The organism is Minwuia sp. IMCC3009 (assembly GCF_029909415.1).
Taxonomy (GTDB): Bacteria; Pseudomonadota; Alphaproteobacteria; order Minwuiales; family Minwuiaceae; genus Minwuia.
On the sequence record NZ_CP123781.1, the window covers coordinates 1137841 to 1153782 of the forward strand.

Sequence of the window (15942 nt, forward strand, 5' to 3'; positions counted from 1 at the left end):
ACCTTTGTTGATCTGAGGAACTTGCGGTCAGGCGGTCAGGCCATCGCGGCAATTGACGGCGATCTCCGCGACGGAGGCGGCGTTCGACAGGGACAGGATCGTGAGAACGATCTGGGCCAGGTCGCCGGGAGGGATCATTTCCTCCTGCGGCACGCTCTCCACCTTCGCCGTCATGTCCGTCGCCACGTAGCCGGGGCACAGGGCGGTGCAGCGCACGCCGTCGTCCCAGCCCGCATGGCGGGTTGCGTGGGACAGGGCGACGGCGGCGAACTTGGTCATCGAATAGCCGATACCACTGTCGTAGACGACCTTGCCCGCCAGCGAGGCGACATTGATGATGCGCCCGGCCCCGCAACGCCGCAGATGGGGCAATGCCTTCCGGGTCATCGACAGCGGCGCCTTGACGTTGATAGCCCACATGCGATCCAGATCCGCGTCGGAGCCCTCCTCAACGGAAATGCTCTCCAGAATTCCCGCGTTGTTCACCAGACCGTCAATTCGCCCGAAGTGACCGACGGTGGCATCGATCCAGTCCTGATGCGTCTGCTGGTCCTGGGCCTCGTAGCGGCCAGTGATGACCCTGTCGGTATCCCAGCCGGTGATGAGGTCGCGAAAGGCTTCCGGCTTGCGCGCACCAAGACTGAGACTGAAGCCCGCATCGTAGAGTACGCGCGCGGCGGCAAGACCGATTCCCCGGTTGGCGCCGGAGATCATGACGACCCGTCCGTCAGGTTTCAGCATGTGGATGTCACCTTCTTCCCGTGCGCGTGCCGGTCAGTCATAGAGGACCACGCATCGCACCTCGATGCTCCAGCGGTCGGGGGCATCGGGCCGGGTAGTCCGGTCCCGGAAGGCGCTGTGAAAGCTGAAGGTGCAGGGCTTGTCGGCTGCGTCGCCGGTCTTGCCCTCTGATCGGGCCAGTTCACCCGCTGAGTCCCACTGCTTGATCAGCAAGGCCTCGTCCCGCGTCAGCTTCGGGTAGAAGTACCAGCCATGGGTCTCGGCGTGTCTGGCGAAGTAGTTCTCTCCCACACGGTCCTTGTAGTGGATCTCGAAGACCACCAGGTCTTCCGGCCTGACCGTCGCGGCATCGCAGAGCGCCAGCGGATCGGTCTCGACAGGCTCCGCCACGATGTTGCGCCAGACATTGATGATGGCGAAACGCCCGTCCCTGATCGCATGCTCGGTCCTGTCGCGATCCAGAAGGGCCTGCCCCTTGGGCAGCAGGCTGCGGATGGTGTCGTTCGCGCCCGGCGGCCGCGTCAGGTCCCGCAGGCGCTGCGGGGCGCTGGTCAGGGTATAGTCGCCGTGCACCACGCGGGCCGGGCCCTGTACCTGCTGGCCACCGTCGATGCGCTTCCGGCTCTTCTTGCCGGTGGCGGAACGTACGTTGTGGTCGAAGGCCGCGACAACCGCCGCGCCCGTGGCCTGGCGCACGACTTCCTCGCAGTCCGGGTAGTAGTTCCGCAGCACGCTGTCGTGGCTGAAGAAGTCGAGATCGGGATCACGCAGCCGGTTCGCCTGCAGCTCGAAGCCATTGTGCAGCAGCGTGGGTTGCCGACCGGCGCCGAGCTGGCGGGCGTCCGTGACGGGCATGTCCGTCTCCACCAGGTCGACACCGATCCAGGCATTGTCGCTGCCGTCCAGATCGCGGCGCGTCAGAACCTTGCCGTTGCGATACAGCGAAGGCTCCGATGACCCGGCCATGTAGTTGAATGCCCCGGGACGCACTGCGGTTGTATCCAGTTCCATCGTCAATGCCATTCTCCGATCAGGCTCCTCTGTTCCGGGCAGACCGCGTCCTTCCGCGATCAGGCCGCGTCCGGCAGGGCGAAACCCTCACCGACATGCGTGTCCTGCCACCAGGGTGCGGTTTCCACCCGCTCCGTCATCCATTTGACCACATTGGCATGGCGATCAAGGGGCAGCCTCTGCCAGCCATGCAAGTGCATGGGCGCGGCCACCACCACGTCTGCGATTGTCGGCTGATCGCCACAGACCCATGGGTTTTCGCCAAGCCGCGTGTTCAGGATTCCCGCCAGCTTGTGGAAGTTCTCCGCTTCCGCCTCCAGGACCGCCGGGTCGGTCTCCGCCCCCAGCAGCGGCTTCACGCAGTTCTCGACCAGATAGACATAGCAGCTCGGGAACCAGGCGCCGCATTCCCACAGCAGCCAGCGGTTCACGTCCGCACGGGTCTTGAGGTCGGTGGGATAGGCCTGCGCATTGCCCGACTTGTCGGCAGCATACTGTAGGATGGCGTTGGATTCCCACAGCACCAGATCGCCGTCGCGCATGGCGGGGATCGACGCATTGGGGTTGATCGCCATGTACTCGGGGCTTTTCTGTTCGCCCTGGAATTAGTCGATCTTGGTCAGGCTGTAGTCGGTGCCTATCAGTTTCAGTCCGGCGAGTACCTTGAGGCAATTCACCGTGATCGGATCGGCAAGTATCTCCATCATTTCCTCCTGTCACGCACCGGCATTCAGGGAAGGGCGCCTGTGCCGGTGTCATTCCTTTTTGGGCTTCAAAAGCGTGAAGAACAGTTCATCATCGGTCCAACAGATGAAAATGGTATCTGCCACAATGAACCGTGATATTGCCCGACTGGACGTGCGACTGCTGCTGGCGTTCGAAGCCCTGCTGACGGAACGCAATGTCTCGCGCGCTGCCGAGCGACTGGGACTGACCCAGCAGGGCATGAGCGGGCAACTGTCGCGGATGCGGAGCCTCTTTGGCGATCCGCTGTTCGTGCGCTCCACCGGGGGTGTCGCGCCGACACCGCGCGCCGAGGAACTGGAGGGCGCTGTTCGCGCCGCCCTTGCCAGTCTGGAGCCGTTGGTATCGCCCGCCTTCTTCGAGCCCGCGAGCTTCGAGGGGACGGTGACGATAGCCGCCACGGACTATGCCCTGGCGCTGGTGATGCCGGGGTTGCTGGGGCGCCTGCGGGCCTCCGCGCCGGGATTGCGGATTGTTGTTCGTCCGGCTGATGCCGCGTCCCTGGAAACCGACATGCGGAAGGCACGGACCGAACTCGCCCTCACCGTGCCGCAGTTCGCGCCTTCGGGGCTGCACGCGATGAAGCTGTTTGACGAACGCTACGTCGGTGTTGCCCGGGCAGGGCACCCGCTGGTCGCGTCCGGCAGGGTCTCGATCGATGCATTCTGTGACCATTCGCATCTGCTGGTCGCCCCGTTCCGGGGGTACGCATCGGGACCAACCGACGACGCCCTGGCCGCGATCGGACGCAAGCGGAAGATTGCGCTGGTGGTTCCGGGCTTCTCGGTCGTTGGCGCGTTGCTGGAGCAGACCGATCTGATCGGCGCCATGCCGGAGCGGCTGATCCTCTCCATGTGGCGTGATCTCGTGCGTTTCGAACTGCCTGTCGCTGTGGAGGGCTTCCGCTGTGACATCTACTGGCCCCCGCGCCTGCACGAATCCCCGCCGCACCGTTGGCTGCGCAACGAGATCGTGGCGGCGGCAGCGGCGTTCGATACCGGGGCCGGATCAGGCAGCATACCGGGCGGTCACTGAGACCACCCCGGTTGGCTGCCCCTGCATCATGCGCAGGGGCAGCCTTTCAGGTCGCGCGGATCAGGCCTTGGCGAGTGCCTGTTCCAGGTCCGCCAGAATGTCGTCGATATGCTCGATACCGATCGACAGGCGGACGTAGCCGTCGGACACGCCGGAGGCCAGTTGCTCCTCCGCCGTTAGCTGCGAATGCGTCGTCGTCGCCGGGTGAATGGCCAGGCTGCGCGCATCGCCGATATTGGCCACGTGATAGAACAGTTCCAGCGCATTGATGAACGCAGAACCGGCCTCCTTGCCGCCCTTGATCTCGAAGCCCAACAGGCCTCCGAAACCGCGGTTCAGATAGGTATCGGCCCGTACCTTCGCCTTGCCTTCGGCGAGTCCGGGGAAGATGACCTTTTCCACCTTCGGGTGGTTCTTCAGGAAGTCCGCGACGCGCACTGCGTTGTCGCAATGGGCACGCATGCGAAGCGGCAGTGTCTCCAGACCCTGAATGAACTGGAAGGCATTGAACGGGCTCATGGCCGCGCCGGTATCGCGCAGCAGGGTCACGCGGGCCTTCAGCACATAGGCAATCGGACCCAGCGGCCTGACGGCATCGACCCAGACCGCGCCGTGATAGCTCGGGTCGGGCGTGTGCAGCGCAGGCTGGCGTTCCGGTACCGCGTCCCAGTCGAAGTTGCCGCCGTCGACGATCAGGCCGCCGATGGAGGTGCCATGACCACCGATGTACTTGGTGGTGGAATAGACGATCACGGCAGCGCCGTGGTCGAACGGACGGCACAGGATCGGTGCCGCCGTATTGTCCACGATCAGCGGAATGCCCAGCGGGCGACCGATCTCCGCCACTTCGCGGATCGGGAACACGCTCAGCTTCGGGTTCGGCAGGGTTTCCGCATAGTAGGCGCGGGTGCGTTCATCCGTGGCGCGGGCAAAGGCCTCCGGGTCTTCCGGGTCCACGAAACGGACTTCGATGCCCTGGTCCTTCAGCGTGTTGGCAAACAGGTTCCATGTCCCGCCGTAGAGGTCGGTGGAGGAGACGATGTTGTCGCCTGCGCGGGCCAGGTTCTGGATCGCCATGGCACTCGCTGCCTGACCGGAAGCAACGGCCAGCGCCGCGGCACCGCCCTCCAGCGCCGCGACACGCTGTTCCAGCGCGTCACAGGTCGGGTTCATGATGCGGGTGTAGATGTTGCCGAGTTCCTTCAGCGCGAACAGGTTCGCCGCATGTTCGGTATGCTGGAACTGGTACGATGTGGTCTGATAGATCGGCACGGCAACGGCCCCGGTGGTCGGGTCGGCGCGGTGACCGGCATGCAGCACGATCGTTTCGGGATTCTTGGATGACAGGCTCATGGTCTTGCGTCCTCACGGCTTCGCATAATGCCAGCGGAGGCGGTGACATCCCGAACGGGACGCAAGTACACCTCTTTAGCGGAATTTGTTTAACGCGCCCGCAAGCTGGCTCAAATCGGCGCGGTCGGGAAACTAGGGAAGATCAGTCAGAGCTGTCAAGCATTCACGCGGCGAGGCGCAGGCTCTCCTCCAACCAGACGACATCGTCCGAATGAAAGGGCTTGAGTCCGAAGGTCATGCTGGACGAACGGAACAGGTTGGAAAACAGCAACATGTCCACATTGGTGCCGTCGGTCGCCAGGGGCAGCAGCAGTCGGTCCGTTTCCAGTTCGCGATCATCGGAGTACTGCATTGTCGTTCGGGAAAACACGGGCGTTCTTCCGACGACGCATTCGGCATAGAGGCTTTCCAGAAGGGCCACAAGCTCACCTGACTTGACCTCGGTCAGCCAGCGGTTGGTCAAGTCCATGCCGGTGATGTGGTTCATCTGGGTTCCGACCAGGCGATAGCGATAGCGGTAGTTGCCGCCGACTTCCTGCATCTCGTCGATCAGTCCGATATTCTTGAGCAGGCGCGGGAGATCAAGCGGGTTCACAGCCGAACGGGACGGCAACCGCCCACCGGCCTCAAGACCGCTCCAGTAGTCAAGCAAGGTCAGGTGTTGTGGTCGCAGGTGGCCTCTGTCCAGCACGATTGCGCCTTTCCTGTGCAAGCGAGGCATCATCTCGCTTCAAATGCCAATTCGTTCCCTGACGAGTCCCTTCGCCGCCCGCCGAGACTGTTGGCCGCGACAATTGCAGCACGAAAATCCATCATGCGGCAATCAGGATGATTCAGACGCCGATCGCGACGCCGTCATGACCGGGATCGGCGGCACCGTCGAAGCTGCCGTCCGGCCTGACCCTGATGCCATGCACTGCCGCAATGTCGAACGTCAGCGGATTGCGCATGACTTCGTAGCCATCGGCCTCCAGTTCGCGCTGCACGAAGCGCGGGATCCGGTTGGTCACGTCGATGATGTCGGATGTCGCGGAGAACCTGGGTGCGGAGACCGCCTCTGTCATCGTCATGCCATGGTCGATGACGTTCAGGGTGGCCTGCATCACGCCCATGGCGATCTGGGTGCCGCCCGGTGCGCCAATGGCCAGCTCCAGCCTGTTGTCGCGGAATCCGAACGTGGGGCATACGGAACTGAAGCGGGCCTTGCCCGGCGCGATCGACCCGGCCCGGCCCGGCCGTGGGTCGAAGACGGCCATGCAGCCGTTGTACATGAACCCCAGCCCGTCGGTGATCACGCCGGATGGCATGCCGAGGGAGTGGGTCATGGTGACCGCATTGCCCTGGGCATCGATGACGGCCACATGCGTCGTCTGTTTCGATTCCTCCATGCCGATACGCTCGACATGATGCTTCTCTCCGGCCCTGATCCGCGCCGCGGCTTCCGCGGCATAGGCCTTGGAGGTCAGGCGTTCGATGGGCACATCGTAGAATGCGGGGTCGCCCACGTGGCCGTCCTTGTCGGCGGTCGCCACCTTCATTGCCTCCGCGACGACACGCAGGTACTCGACCGTGTTGTGACCGATCCCGGCGAGGTCGAAATTCTCCAGGATGTTCATCATCTCGGCCAGCATGATGCCGCCGCCGGGCGGCTGGTTGGTGGTCAGATGCCAGTCGCGGTAGTCGATCTCGATCGGCCGGTTGCGGGTGGACGTGTATTCAGCGAGGTCGTCGTAGCCCAGCAGCCCGCCATTGGCGGCAAAGTCCTCCGCGATGCGTTCCGCGATCTCGCCCTTGTAGAAGATGTCGGGACCGTGTCGGGCGATCAGGGAAAGTGTCCTGGCCAGGTCCGGATTGTTGACCCGGTCACCGACGCGCTTGGTCGTGCCGTCTCCCCTGAAATAGGCCTCACGCCCGGTGGCGGAGAACCGCAGGCGGTCCGTGACGTCGGCGCGACCGTAGCTGCTGCCGGAATCCCACCAGAACTGCACATGCGGGCGGACGACGAAGCCTTCCTCCGCCTGCGCCACGGCGGGGGCGCAGATGTCGGCCCAGTCCATGGTGCCGAATTCGGTCACGGCCTCATGATAGGCCTTCAGGCTGCCCGGTGTGGTGATCGCCTGGTAGCCGAGGTCGTTGACGAATCCCTCCAGCACGAAGCCGAAACCGTCCCGTGTCTCGCCGACGATGATGTCTTCCCACATGTCCGGCGTGGCCTTCTTCGGGGTCTTGCCGTGGAAGTCGATGAAGGTCAGCACATCCCGGTCCGGCATGTAGACCTGGCAGGAACCGAAACCGGCGATGCCGCACATCTGGGGGTCAACGACACCCTGGACCAGCGCCGCAGCCATTGCCGCATCGATGGCGTTGCCACCGCGTTTCAGGATCTCCGCCCCTGCCTCGGCAGCCTCCGGCTGTGCGGCAACGATCATGGATGTCGCTCTTGCGGCCATTGTCTTCCTCCCCCGTTATTTGCAGGGAAGCCAATCACAAGCGCACTGCAACGACAAGCGCGGCAAACGCATTCCGGGCTGCGGGTCAGGTGGTCAGACGGGCAGGACCAGTGTCATTCCATCGCTTGCTCCCGAACGAACCGTCTGGGTCATCACGCGGTGTCAGGGCATGGTGATGCTGCCCAGCAGTGCCTTCGCGCGCAGACCGGCAACACCCGTGGCGGCAACGATCTGGGGCAGGAGCATCCACTCCAGCGTCCAGGAAATGCCGGACCGTTCCTGTTCGTGGACCGCCGCCTGCTGCATGCCGCCGGACTGCACGGCGACGAATCGACTGAGCGTCACCAATGCCTCCGCATTGATCGGGTTCACCTTGTGCGGCATGGCGGAGGAGCCGCCGCCGCTGATCACCCGCAGCTCGCCGATCTCGTTCTGGGTCATCAGCGTCACGTCCAGGCCGATCTTGCCCAGCGCCGCGGTGACGGCCGCGCACCAGTTCGTCAGTGAGATCAGGCCCCGGCGGTTGGTCTGCCAGTGCCGCGCCGGGACCGGCAGGTCCAGTTCCCGCCCCAGCGCGGCCGCGACCCTGTGCCCAGCATCGCCCAGCTTGTCCAACGTGCCTGCGGCGCCGCCGCATTGAAGCCGGAGGGCGGAAGTCCTGACCATCGCCAGATCCTCCAGGACTTCCCGCAGAGGCGTGATCCAACTCTCCAGCCGGTCCGCGTACCGGATCGCGATGGCCTGCTGCATGCGGGTCCGGCCCATCAGCGGTTGCGCGCCATGGGCTGCCGAGAAGGTCTCCAGTGCCGCCAGAATGTCCCCCAGACGGTCCTCCAGAATATCCAGGCAGGGACCAAGGCGGAGCACCAGCGCGGTATCGATCACGTCCTGCGAAGTGCTGCCGAAATGCAGGAAAGTGCGGTGGGGTTCGGAGACGGCGGCGCGAAGCTGGCTGACCAGTGCCGGCACGATCAGCCCGTCACGGGCGCTCGCCTGAGCCAGGGCCGGCATGTCGGGGCTGAACCCGTTGATCAGCCCGACGATCTCCGTGACCGCCGCTTCGGGAATGACGCCACATGCCCCTTCGGCGCGGGCCAGCGCGGCCTCGAACCGCAACATGGCCGCGATCTCGGCTTCGGGCGTGAACCATGCGTCGATATCCGGGTCGCCGAGCAGGCCCGCCAGCAGGGGATGATCAAGTGCGCTGATGGCCAAGGAAGCGACCTCCTGTATCGTGGGAGCGGAAGCATGGCGCAGCCGGTTGGCTGGTGCAATCAACGCGGAGAGGGCAAGGACAGGCATGGCAGAGGGGAAGCGCCTGAACTGGCTGGAACCGCGACCGGGCGGCCTGTACTGCATTCCGGGGGATTTCTACATCGACCCGATGCGGAAGGCGGAGCGGGCGATCATCACCCACGGACATGCGGACCATGCGCGTCCCGGTAACAATCATGTCCTCGCCACCCACGAGACGATCGCGATTGCGGAGGCTCGCTATGGCAGCAATGCCGGTCGCTCGTTCCAGCGGGTGCGTTATGGCGAGGTCACGCGGATCGGGGACGTTTCGGTGCGACTGGTCTCCGCCGGTCACGTGCTCGGCAGCGCCCAGGTCGTGCTGGAGCATGGCGGGGAACGCATCGTCGTCTCCGGTGACTACAAGCGCAGTCGCGACCCGACCTGCGCACCGTTCGAGGTCGTGACCTGCGATGCCTTCATCACGGAGGCGACCTTCGGCCTGCCGGTCTTCCGCCATCCCCCCGCTAGTGCCGAAGTCGGTCGCCTGCTGGCCTCCGTCGCCGCCGCGCCGGAGCGCTGTCATCTGGTGGGTGTCTATGCCCTGGGCAAGGCGCAGCGCGTCATCGCCCTGCTGCGTGAAGCCGGTTACAGCGACACGATCTATCTGCACGGGGCGCTGCAGAAACTCTGTGCTCTCTATCAGCGGCTTGGCGTTGACCTGGGTGATCTGGCACCGGTCGCGGGATTGCCGAAGCAGGCGCTGACCGGGCGGATTGTCCTGTGCCCGCCGAGCGCCCTGGCGGATCGCTGGTCGCAGAGGATGCCTGATCCGGTCACCGCCGTGGCCTCCGGCTGGATGCGCATCCGTGCCCGCGCGCGCCAGCGCGGTGCCGAGCTGCCGCTGATCATTTCCGACCATGCGGACTGGGACGAACTGACAGCGACCATCCGGGACGTGGAGGCCGGGGAGATCTGGGTGACACACGGGCGGGAAGACGCGCTGGTGCACTACGCCCGCTCCCTTGGTCTCGAAGCCCGCGCCCTCAGCCTTGTCGGGCGGGAGGAAGACGGCGACACGGAGACGGAGATGGAAGAGGCCGGGTGCTGATGCAGGCCTTTGCCGAACTGCTCGACCGGCTGTCCACCGCTCCGGGGCGCAATGTCCGGCTGGATCTGATCGCCGCGTACCTGAAGTCGACACCCGATCCGGACCGTGGCTATGCGCTGGCATCCCTGGCTGGCGATCTGAAGCTGCGTGCCGCCCGCCCGTCGATGATCCGCGAACTGGTGGCGGAGCGGACAGACCCGGAACTGTTTCGCCTTTCCTATGACTACATTGGCGATCTGGCGGAGACCGTATCGCTGCTCTGGCCGCAGGACCGCACCGCGAATGCCACCCCGCGCCTGTCGGAGATCATCGGGGCGCTGGGGGCGGCGAAGCGTGGAGAGGTGCCGGATCTGGTCGCGGGATGGCTCGACCGGCTGGATCCGACAGGGCGCTGGGCGCTGCTGAAACTGATCACCGGCGGGCTGCGGGTTGGCGTCTCGGGTCGCCTGGCGCGCACCGCCCTGACACGGCTGGGGGAGGCTGACCTGTCGGCCACCGAGGAAGTCTGGCACGCGGTGGAGCCGCCCTACACGGCCCTGTTCGACTGGCTGGAGGGGCGCGCGGAACGCCCTTCGCTGGCGGAGGCCATGACCTTCCGTCCCCTGATGCTGGCGCATCCGCTTGAGGCGGGGGAGCAGTCCCGACTCGACCTGGCCGACTTCCGGGCCGAGTGGAAATGGGACGGCATCCGCGTGCAACTGGTGCTGCGGGGCGGGGAGGGGCGTCTGTTCTCACGTACCGGCGACGACATCTCCACGGCCTTCCCGGACCTGATGCAGACGCTGGCAGGCGACGCCGTGCTGGACGGGGAGTTGCTGGTGATGCGTCCCGACGGGATCGGCAGTTTCAACGATCTGCAGCAGCGGCTGAACCGCAAGACGGTGGGTGCGAAACTGCAGGCGGAGCATCCGGTGGGCATCCGGCTCTACGACATACTGTTCGATGCCGATCGGGACTGTCGTTACCTGCCGTTCACCGAACGGCGGCAGGTGCTGGCGGACTGGGTGGCGCGTCATGCCTCGCCGCGGCTGGACCTGTCGCCGCTGGTCCCGGCGACCGATTGGGACCGGCTGGCGGAGGCGAGGGCCGATCCACCGCATCCGGCCATCGAGGGGGTGATGCTGAAACGCGCCGACAGCCCCTATCAGGCCGGACGCCCCCGTGGCCTGTGGTTCAAGTGGAAGCGAGAACCGCACCGCGTCGATTGCGTGATGATGTATGCGCAGCGCGGGCACGGCAGGCGGTCGTCGCTCTATTCGGACTTCACCTTCGGGGCCTGGCGCGGCGACGCGCTGGTGCCGGTGGGCAAGGCCTACTTCGGTTTCACGGATGCGGAACTGAAGGAACTGGACCGTTTCGTGCGCAACAATACGGTGGATCGCTATGGCCCGGTCCGCGCCGTGGAACAGAGCCTGGTGCTGGAGATTGCCTTCGACGGGGTCAACCGGTCCCGCCGCCACAAGTCGGGGGTGGCGATGCGCTTTCCCAGGATCGCCCGCATCCGCTGGGACAAGCCGGCGGCGGAGGCTGATCACGTGGAAACCCTGGAACGACTGATCGCCTGATTGTCTGATCCTGTGGCCGGGGCCTGTCGTCGGGGTCTGACGCGCTCGGCAAGCTTGACCCGGATACCCGCTTATCTGCTATGAGAAGCCGCGTGCGCGGACGATGCAGCGCGCCCCTTGTCATCATTGCGGAACGCGGAGCCTGAACCCCATGGCAGGTCATTCACAATTCAAGAACATCATGTACCGCAAGGGCGCGCAGGATGCGAAGCGCGCCAAGCTGTTCACGAAACTGGCGCGCGAGATCACCGTCTCGGTCAAGGAAGGTGGCGATGACCCCGCCGCCAACCCGCGCCTGCGCGCCGCGATCATCGCCGGGCGAAAGGAAAACATGCCCAACGACAACATCAACCGGGCGATCAAGCGCGCTACGGGCGATGGGGCCGCCGACAATTTCGAGGAGATCCGCTACGAGGGCTATGGCCCCGGCGGCGTCGCCGTGATCATCGAGGCACTGACAGACAACCGCAACCGCACCGCCTCTGAAGTGCGCTCCGCCTTCTCCAAGCACGGCGGTGCGCTGGGGGAGACCAATTCCGTTTCCTTCATGTTCGACCGGCAGGGCGTCGTTGAGTATCCGGCGGATACGGCCACGACCGACGAGATGTTCGAGGCGGCGGTCGAGGCCGGCGCCGACGATGTTGCCACCAGCGATGACGGCCATGAGATCATCTGCGCCATCGAAAGCTTCAACAGCGTCCGCGATGCGCTGGAGGCCCGCTTCGGCGAAGCCAGACGTGCCGGCCTCGATTGGCGCCCGCAGAACACCACCCCGGTGGATGAGGACAAGGCCGCGACCCTGCTGAAGCTGATCGATGTGCTGGACGACAATGACGATGTGCAGCGCGTCTTCTCGAACTTCGAGGTGGATGACGAGGTGATGGCGAAACTCTCCGCCTGAAGCACATCGCTGATAGTATTCGGAACAGGGCCTTGCAGGGAACTGCGAGGCCCTTTTTCGTTTCTGCCGCCCCTGCAGGACGGTCTTGTGGGCTTGACGAAAAAGGGCGCCGCATTGCTGCGACGCCCCTGATCTTGTCCGAAACACCGAACCGGTACCGGTGCCGCCCAGGAAGGGCGGCACCGGCAGACGGGATCAGTGGGCCAGAACGGCCAGCAGCAGCAACGCGATGATGTTGGTGATCTTGATCATCGGGTTGACGGCGGGGCCGGCGGTGTCCTTGTAGGGATCGCCGACGGTATCACCGGTGACGGAGGCCTTGTGCGGCTCGGAACCCTTGCCGCCGTGGTTGCCGTCCTCAATGTACTTCTTGGCATTGTCCCAGGCACCGCCACCAACGGTCATGGAGATGGCGACGAACAGGCCCGTGGCAATCACGCCCAGCAGCATCGCGCCAAGGGCGGCCAGTGCGGACGCCTTGTCGGATACGGCCAGGATGACGAAGTACATGACGATCGGGGCCAGGACCGGCAGCATCGAGGGGATGATCATCTCCTTGATGGCGGACTTGGTCAGCAGATCGACCGCACGGCTGTAGTCCGGCTTGGACGTACCGGCCATGATGCCCTTGTCGTCACGGAACTGGCGACGCACTTCCTCGACCACGGAACCGGCTGCACGACCCACAGCGGTCATGGACATGGCGCCGAACAGGAACGGCAGCAGGCCGCCCATGATCAGGCCAACCACGACGAACGGGTTGGACAGCCCGAAATCGGGGACGACACCCTCGAAGTACGGATACAGGTCGGGCCTGGAAGCGAAGTACAGCAGGTCCTGCGTGTAGGCGGCGAACAGCACCAGTGCACCCAGACCGGCGGAACCAATGGCATAGCCCTTGGTGACGGCCTTGGTGGTGTTGCCGACGGCGTCCAGGGCGTCAGTGGTGTTACGCACCGAATCGTCCAGTTCCGACATCTCCGCGATGCCACCGGCGTTGTCCGTTACCGGGCCGTAGGCGTCGAGGGCCACAACCATGCCGGCCAGCGCCAGCATGGCGGTGACGGCGATGGCGATGCCGAACAGGCCCGCCAGGCTGTAGGTGATGATGATACCGGCGGAAATGATGATCGCGGGGATCGCGGTCGATTCCATGCCGATGGCCAGACCCTGGATGATGTTGGTCGCATGACCGGTCTCGGAGGCCGCGGCCACCGAACGCACCGGGCGATACTCGGTCGAGGTATAGTACTCGGTCACCCAGATGAGCAGGCCGGTGATCACCAGACCGGTGAGCGCACACCAGAACAGGTCCATGCCGGTGAAGGCCACGCCTTCGATGGCGCCGGTGCCGAGAATGAACTCGGTGACCGGGTAGAAGGCGATTGCCGACAGCACGGCCGAGACGATGAAGCCCTTGTAGAGCGCGCCCATGATGTTGTTGGACGAACCCAGGCGGACAAAGAAGGTCCCGATGATCGACGCCGGAATGGCGACGGCACCGATGGCCAGCGGGTACATCATCGCGGCTTCCGCCGTGGAGCCGATGAACAGGATCGAGGCCAGGACCATGGTCGCGACGATGGTCACGGCATAGGTCTCGAACAGGTCAGCGGCCATGCCGGCACAGTCGCCCACATTGTCACCGACGTTGTCGGCGATCACCGCCGGGTTACGGGGGTCATCCTCGGGGATACCGGCCTCGACCTTGCCGACCAGGTCGGCACCGACGTCAGCACCCTTGGTGAAGATGCCGCCACCGAGACGGGCGAAGATGGAGATCAGGGACGCACCGAAACCCAGTGCGATCAGGCTGTCGATCAGCGGACGGCCTTCAATGCCCATGCTCAGCAGCACGCCGTAGTAACCGGCACAGGCCAGCAGGGCCAGACCGGCAACCAGCATGCCGGTGACGGCACCGGCGCGGAACGCGACGGACAGGCCAGCGCCCAGGCTCTGGCGGGCGGCTTCGGTGGTGCGGACGTTGGCGCGAACGGAAACGTTCATGCCGATGAAGCCGGTGGCACCGGAGAGTACCGCGCCGATGACGAAGCCAATGGCGACGAGCCAGCCCAGAAGCAGGCCGAGCACGATGGTGACGACCACACCGACGATGGCGATGGTCTTGTACTGACGATTGAGGTAGGCGGAAGCGCCTTCCTGGATGGCGCCGGCGATTTCCTGCATCCGGGCATTGCCGGCCGAAGAGGAGAGAACACTCTTCGCCGTGACGATGCCGTAGATCAGCGCCAGCACGCCGCAGCCGATCACGGCCCAAAGCATTGCTGTCATTTTCTTCTTGTCCCCTGTGTCAAAGACGCGTGAGAGACCCGGCATGGCGCCGGACCGTTGCGAGACTGATGTTCTGGTGATCGGGAGCAGCACCGAATCCGCCACGCGGACCCCATCCCGGCAAGCTCCCGCCAGGTCAGTTGCGCTGGCTTATGCCAAAGTGCGGCGCACCATGCAAGGCGGTGCGGTGACGTCGTCCCGCATGGCAGATCACCTGCAGGTCCGCTTCAGACTCCGGCGCCCGCCATGCGGCGGCGGTGCAGGGCCAGCCACAGGGTGGCCAGCAGGGCAAGGCTGATCATCGGCAGGGCGGCTGTGGTGACCACGTCCCAGCCGAAGGCGTGCAGCAACTGGCCCGAGCTGAGGGAGCTGACCGCGACGACACCGAAGACCATGAAGTCGTTGATGCCCTGGACCCGCGCGGCCTCCGCCGGGGTATGTGCCTCGGCCAGCAGGGTGGTGCCGCCGACGAACATGAAGTTCCAGCCGATGCCCAGCAGGATCAGTGCGCTCCAGAAGTGCAGGAACTCGAGACCGGAGTGGGCTGTCGCGATGCAGATCATGTTCAGTACCGCACCGGCCGCGATGATGCGCAGCACACCGAATTTCCGGATCAGGATGCCGGTGAAGAAGCTGGGGGCGAACATGCCGACCACATGCCACTGGATCACGGTCGCGGAACTGTTGAAGTCATGCCCGCAGGCAACCATGGCCAGCGGGGTGGCGGTCATGATCAGGCTCATGGCCCCGAATCCGGCCATGGCGGAACCGGCGGCGACCCAGAAGACCGGCTGCTTCGCGATCTCCCAGAACGGGCGGCCACGCGTTGCGGCGGTATGGCGAACCGGCTTGGGGATTCGCAGGCCCATCAGGATCAGCGCCGATAGGACCGTCAGGCCGGACGCCGCGATGTAGCTGCCGGCGAAGGTGATCGGCTCGATCATGTCCTTGGTCCACTTGGCCAGCTCCGGCCCCAGGAAACCGGCGACGACACCACCGGCCATCACCAGGGAAACCGCCTGGCCGCGCAACAGCGGCGGGGCCATGTCCACTGCGGCATGGCGATACTGCTGTCCGAAGGCGGAGAACATGCCGACCAGCCCGGTGGCGCAGCAGAACAGCCAGAAGTTGGCCTGGTACAGCGCCACCACCCCCAGCAGGGTTCCTGCCGTGCCCAGCATCGTGCCGAAGATGAAGCCCGCGCGTCGGCCAACACGTCCCATCAGCATCGCCGCCGGAATTGTCATCAGCGCCGTGCCTGCGACCACGGCAGTCACGGGCAGTGTCGCCAGTGCCTTGTCCTCCGCCAGGCTGAACCCGATCAGTCCACCCAGCGCGATCATGATCGCGGAGGTGGAGGTGAACAGCGCCTGGCAGATCGAAAGCAGGATGACGTTGCGGCGGATGCTGCTGAAACCGGCGGGGACTTCAGCCTCTGGGGATGTGTTTGTCATGATGGCCGGGAACATACGCAGTCACCGCGCCTGCCGCCAAACCAATTTTGCA

13 protein-coding genes, 1 pseudogene and 1 riboswitch are annotated in these 15942 nt (G+C 64.9%); of the genes and pseudogenes, 4 read left to right on the forward strand and 10 right to left on the reverse strand.

Features of this window, described 5'->3' with window-relative positions:
* Window positions 1-27 precede the first annotated feature (27 nt).
* The 4 genes and pseudogenes from QGV55_RS05385 to QGV55_RS05400 form a co-directional block, all read right to left on the reverse strand.
* A complete protein-coding gene (locus QGV55_RS05385; protein ID WP_281017871.1) occupies window positions 28-741 on the reverse strand; it encodes an SDR family NAD(P)-dependent oxidoreductase in 714 nt (237 codons plus the stop codon).
* 33 nt (window positions 742-774) lie between these two features.
* Window positions 775-1752: a CmcJ/NvfI family oxidoreductase gene (locus tag QGV55_RS05390; RefSeq protein ID WP_281023713.1), complete on the reverse strand. Its 978-nt coding sequence runs from the start codon at window positions 1750-1752 to the stop codon at window positions 775-777.
* Between the two features lie 59 nt (window positions 1753-1811).
* Entirely contained in the window at window positions 1812-2183 is a 372-nt protein-coding gene (locus QGV55_RS05395; protein WP_281020146.1) for a glutathione S-transferase C-terminal domain-containing protein, read from the reverse strand.
* Window positions 2184-2237: 54 nt separating this feature from the next.
* Window positions 2238-2342 (reverse strand): annotated as a pseudogene (locus QGV55_RS05400) (glutathione S-transferase N-terminal domain-containing protein); the annotation flags it as partial.
* A 241-nt stretch (window positions 2343-2583) separates the two neighbouring features.
* Here QGV55_RS05400 and QGV55_RS05405 point away from each other — a divergent pair.
* Entirely contained in the window at window positions 2584-3531 is a 948-nt protein-coding gene (locus QGV55_RS05405) for a LysR family transcriptional regulator (RefSeq protein WP_281017869.1), read from the forward strand.
* 60 nt (window positions 3532-3591) lie between these two features.
* On the opposite strand, the gene QGV55_RS05410 is transcribed toward QGV55_RS05405, so the two are convergent.
* The 4 genes from QGV55_RS05410 to QGV55_RS05425 form a co-directional block, all read right to left on the reverse strand.
* Window positions 3592-4884 carry a PLP-dependent transferase gene (locus QGV55_RS05410; protein ID WP_281017868.1) on the reverse strand — a complete coding sequence of 431 codons (1293 nt, stop codon included), beginning with the start codon at window positions 4882-4884 and terminating at the stop codon, window positions 3592-3594.
* A 54-nt stretch (window positions 4885-4938) separates the two neighbouring features.
* Window positions 4939-5016: riboswitch (SAM riboswitch) on the reverse strand.
* A gap of 31 nt (window positions 5017-5047) precedes the next feature.
* Window positions 5048-5575, reverse strand: a complete 528-nt coding sequence (locus QGV55_RS05415; RefSeq protein WP_281017867.1) for a PAS domain-containing protein — start codon at window positions 5573-5575, stop codon at window positions 5048-5050.
* 142 nt (window positions 5576-5717) lie between these two features.
* Window positions 5718-7334 (reverse strand): gamma-glutamyltransferase, encoded by a 1617-nt coding sequence (gene ggt / locus QGV55_RS05420; RefSeq protein WP_281017866.1) that lies wholly within the window; start codon window positions 7332-7334, stop codon window positions 5718-5720.
* 162 nt (window positions 7335-7496) lie between these two features.
* The gene (locus tag QGV55_RS05425) at window positions 7497-8549 is read right to left on the reverse strand and encodes a 3-carboxy-cis,cis-muconate cycloisomerase (protein ID WP_281017865.1); all 1053 of its coding nucleotides are present in this window, start codon (window positions 8547-8549) and stop codon (window positions 7497-7499) included.
* Between the two features lie 85 nt (window positions 8550-8634).
* Here QGV55_RS05425 and QGV55_RS05430 point away from each other — a divergent pair, with 85 nt between their 5' ends.
* The 3 genes from QGV55_RS05430 to QGV55_RS05440 all read left to right on the forward strand — a co-directional run bounded on the left by QGV55_RS05430 (window position 8635) and on the right by QGV55_RS05440 (window position 12144).
* Entirely contained in the window at window positions 8635-9678 is a 1044-nt protein-coding gene (locus tag QGV55_RS05430; protein WP_281017864.1) for a ligase-associated DNA damage response exonuclease, read from the forward strand.
* Complete coding sequence (locus QGV55_RS05435; protein ID WP_281019887.1) at window positions 9678-11243, forward strand: cisplatin damage response ATP-dependent DNA ligase; 1566 nt, start codon at window positions 9678-9680, stop codon at window positions 11241-11243. The genes QGV55_RS05430 and QGV55_RS05435 overlap by 1 nt, the downstream gene beginning before the upstream one ends.
* Window positions 11244-11394: 151 nt before the next feature.
* The gene (locus tag QGV55_RS05440) at window positions 11395-12144 is read left to right on the forward strand and encodes a YebC/PmpR family DNA-binding transcriptional regulator (RefSeq protein WP_281017863.1); all 750 of its coding nucleotides are present in this window, start codon (window positions 11395-11397) and stop codon (window positions 12142-12144) included.
* Between the two features lie 195 nt (window positions 12145-12339).
* On the opposite strand, the gene QGV55_RS05445 is transcribed toward QGV55_RS05440, so the two are convergent.
* Together QGV55_RS05445 and QGV55_RS05450 are read right to left on the reverse strand one after the other, a co-directional pair.
* On the reverse strand, window positions 12340-14436 hold the full coding sequence (locus QGV55_RS05445; RefSeq protein WP_281017862.1) for a sodium-translocating pyrophosphatase: 2097 nt from the start codon (window positions 14434-14436) through the stop codon (window positions 12340-12342).
* A 227-nt stretch (window positions 14437-14663) separates the two neighbouring features.
* On the reverse strand, window positions 14664-15890 hold the full coding sequence (locus tag QGV55_RS05450; protein ID WP_281017861.1) for an MFS transporter: 1227 nt from the start codon (window positions 15888-15890) through the stop codon (window positions 14664-14666).
* Between the last annotated feature and the right edge of the window lie 52 nt (window positions 15891-15942).

Bases quoted from the DNA above. Each gene is read 5' to 3' on its own strand.
- QGV55_RS05410 (WP_281017868.1), bottom strand. From the start codon at position 4,884: ATGAGCCTGTCATCCAAGAATCCCGAAACGATCGTGCTGCATGCCGGT.
- QGV55_RS05390 (WP_281023713.1), bottom strand. From the start codon at position 1,752: ATGGAACTGGATACAACCGCAGTGCGTCCCGGGGCATTCAACTACATG.
- QGV55_RS05450 (WP_281017861.1), bottom strand. From the start codon at position 15,890: ATGACAAACACATCCCCAGAGGCTGAAGTCCCCGCCGGTTTCAGCAGC.
- QGV55_RS05435 (WP_281019887.1), top strand. From the start codon at position 9,678: ATGCAGGCCTTTGCCGAACTGCTCGACCGGCTGTCCACCGCTCCGGGG.
- QGV55_RS05385 (WP_281017871.1), bottom strand. From the start codon at position 741: ATGCTGAAACCTGACGGACGGGTCGTCATGATCTCCGGCGCCAACCGG.
- QGV55_RS05445 (WP_281017862.1), bottom strand. From the start codon at position 14,436: ATGACAGCAATGCTTTGGGCCGTGATCGGCTGCGGCGTGCTGGCGCTG.
- QGV55_RS05430 (WP_281017864.1), top strand. From the start codon at position 8,635: ATGGCAGAGGGGAAGCGCCTGAACTGGCTGGAACCGCGACCGGGCGGC.
- QGV55_RS05405 (WP_281017869.1), top strand. From the start codon at position 2,584: ATGAACCGTGATATTGCCCGACTGGACGTGCGACTGCTGCTGGCGTTC.
- QGV55_RS05440 (WP_281017863.1), top strand. From the start codon at position 11,395: ATGGCAGGTCATTCACAATTCAAGAACATCATGTACCGCAAGGGCGCG.
- ggt (WP_281017866.1), bottom strand. From the start codon at position 7,334: ATGGCCGCAAGAGCGACATCCATGATCGTTGCCGCACAGCCGGAGGCT.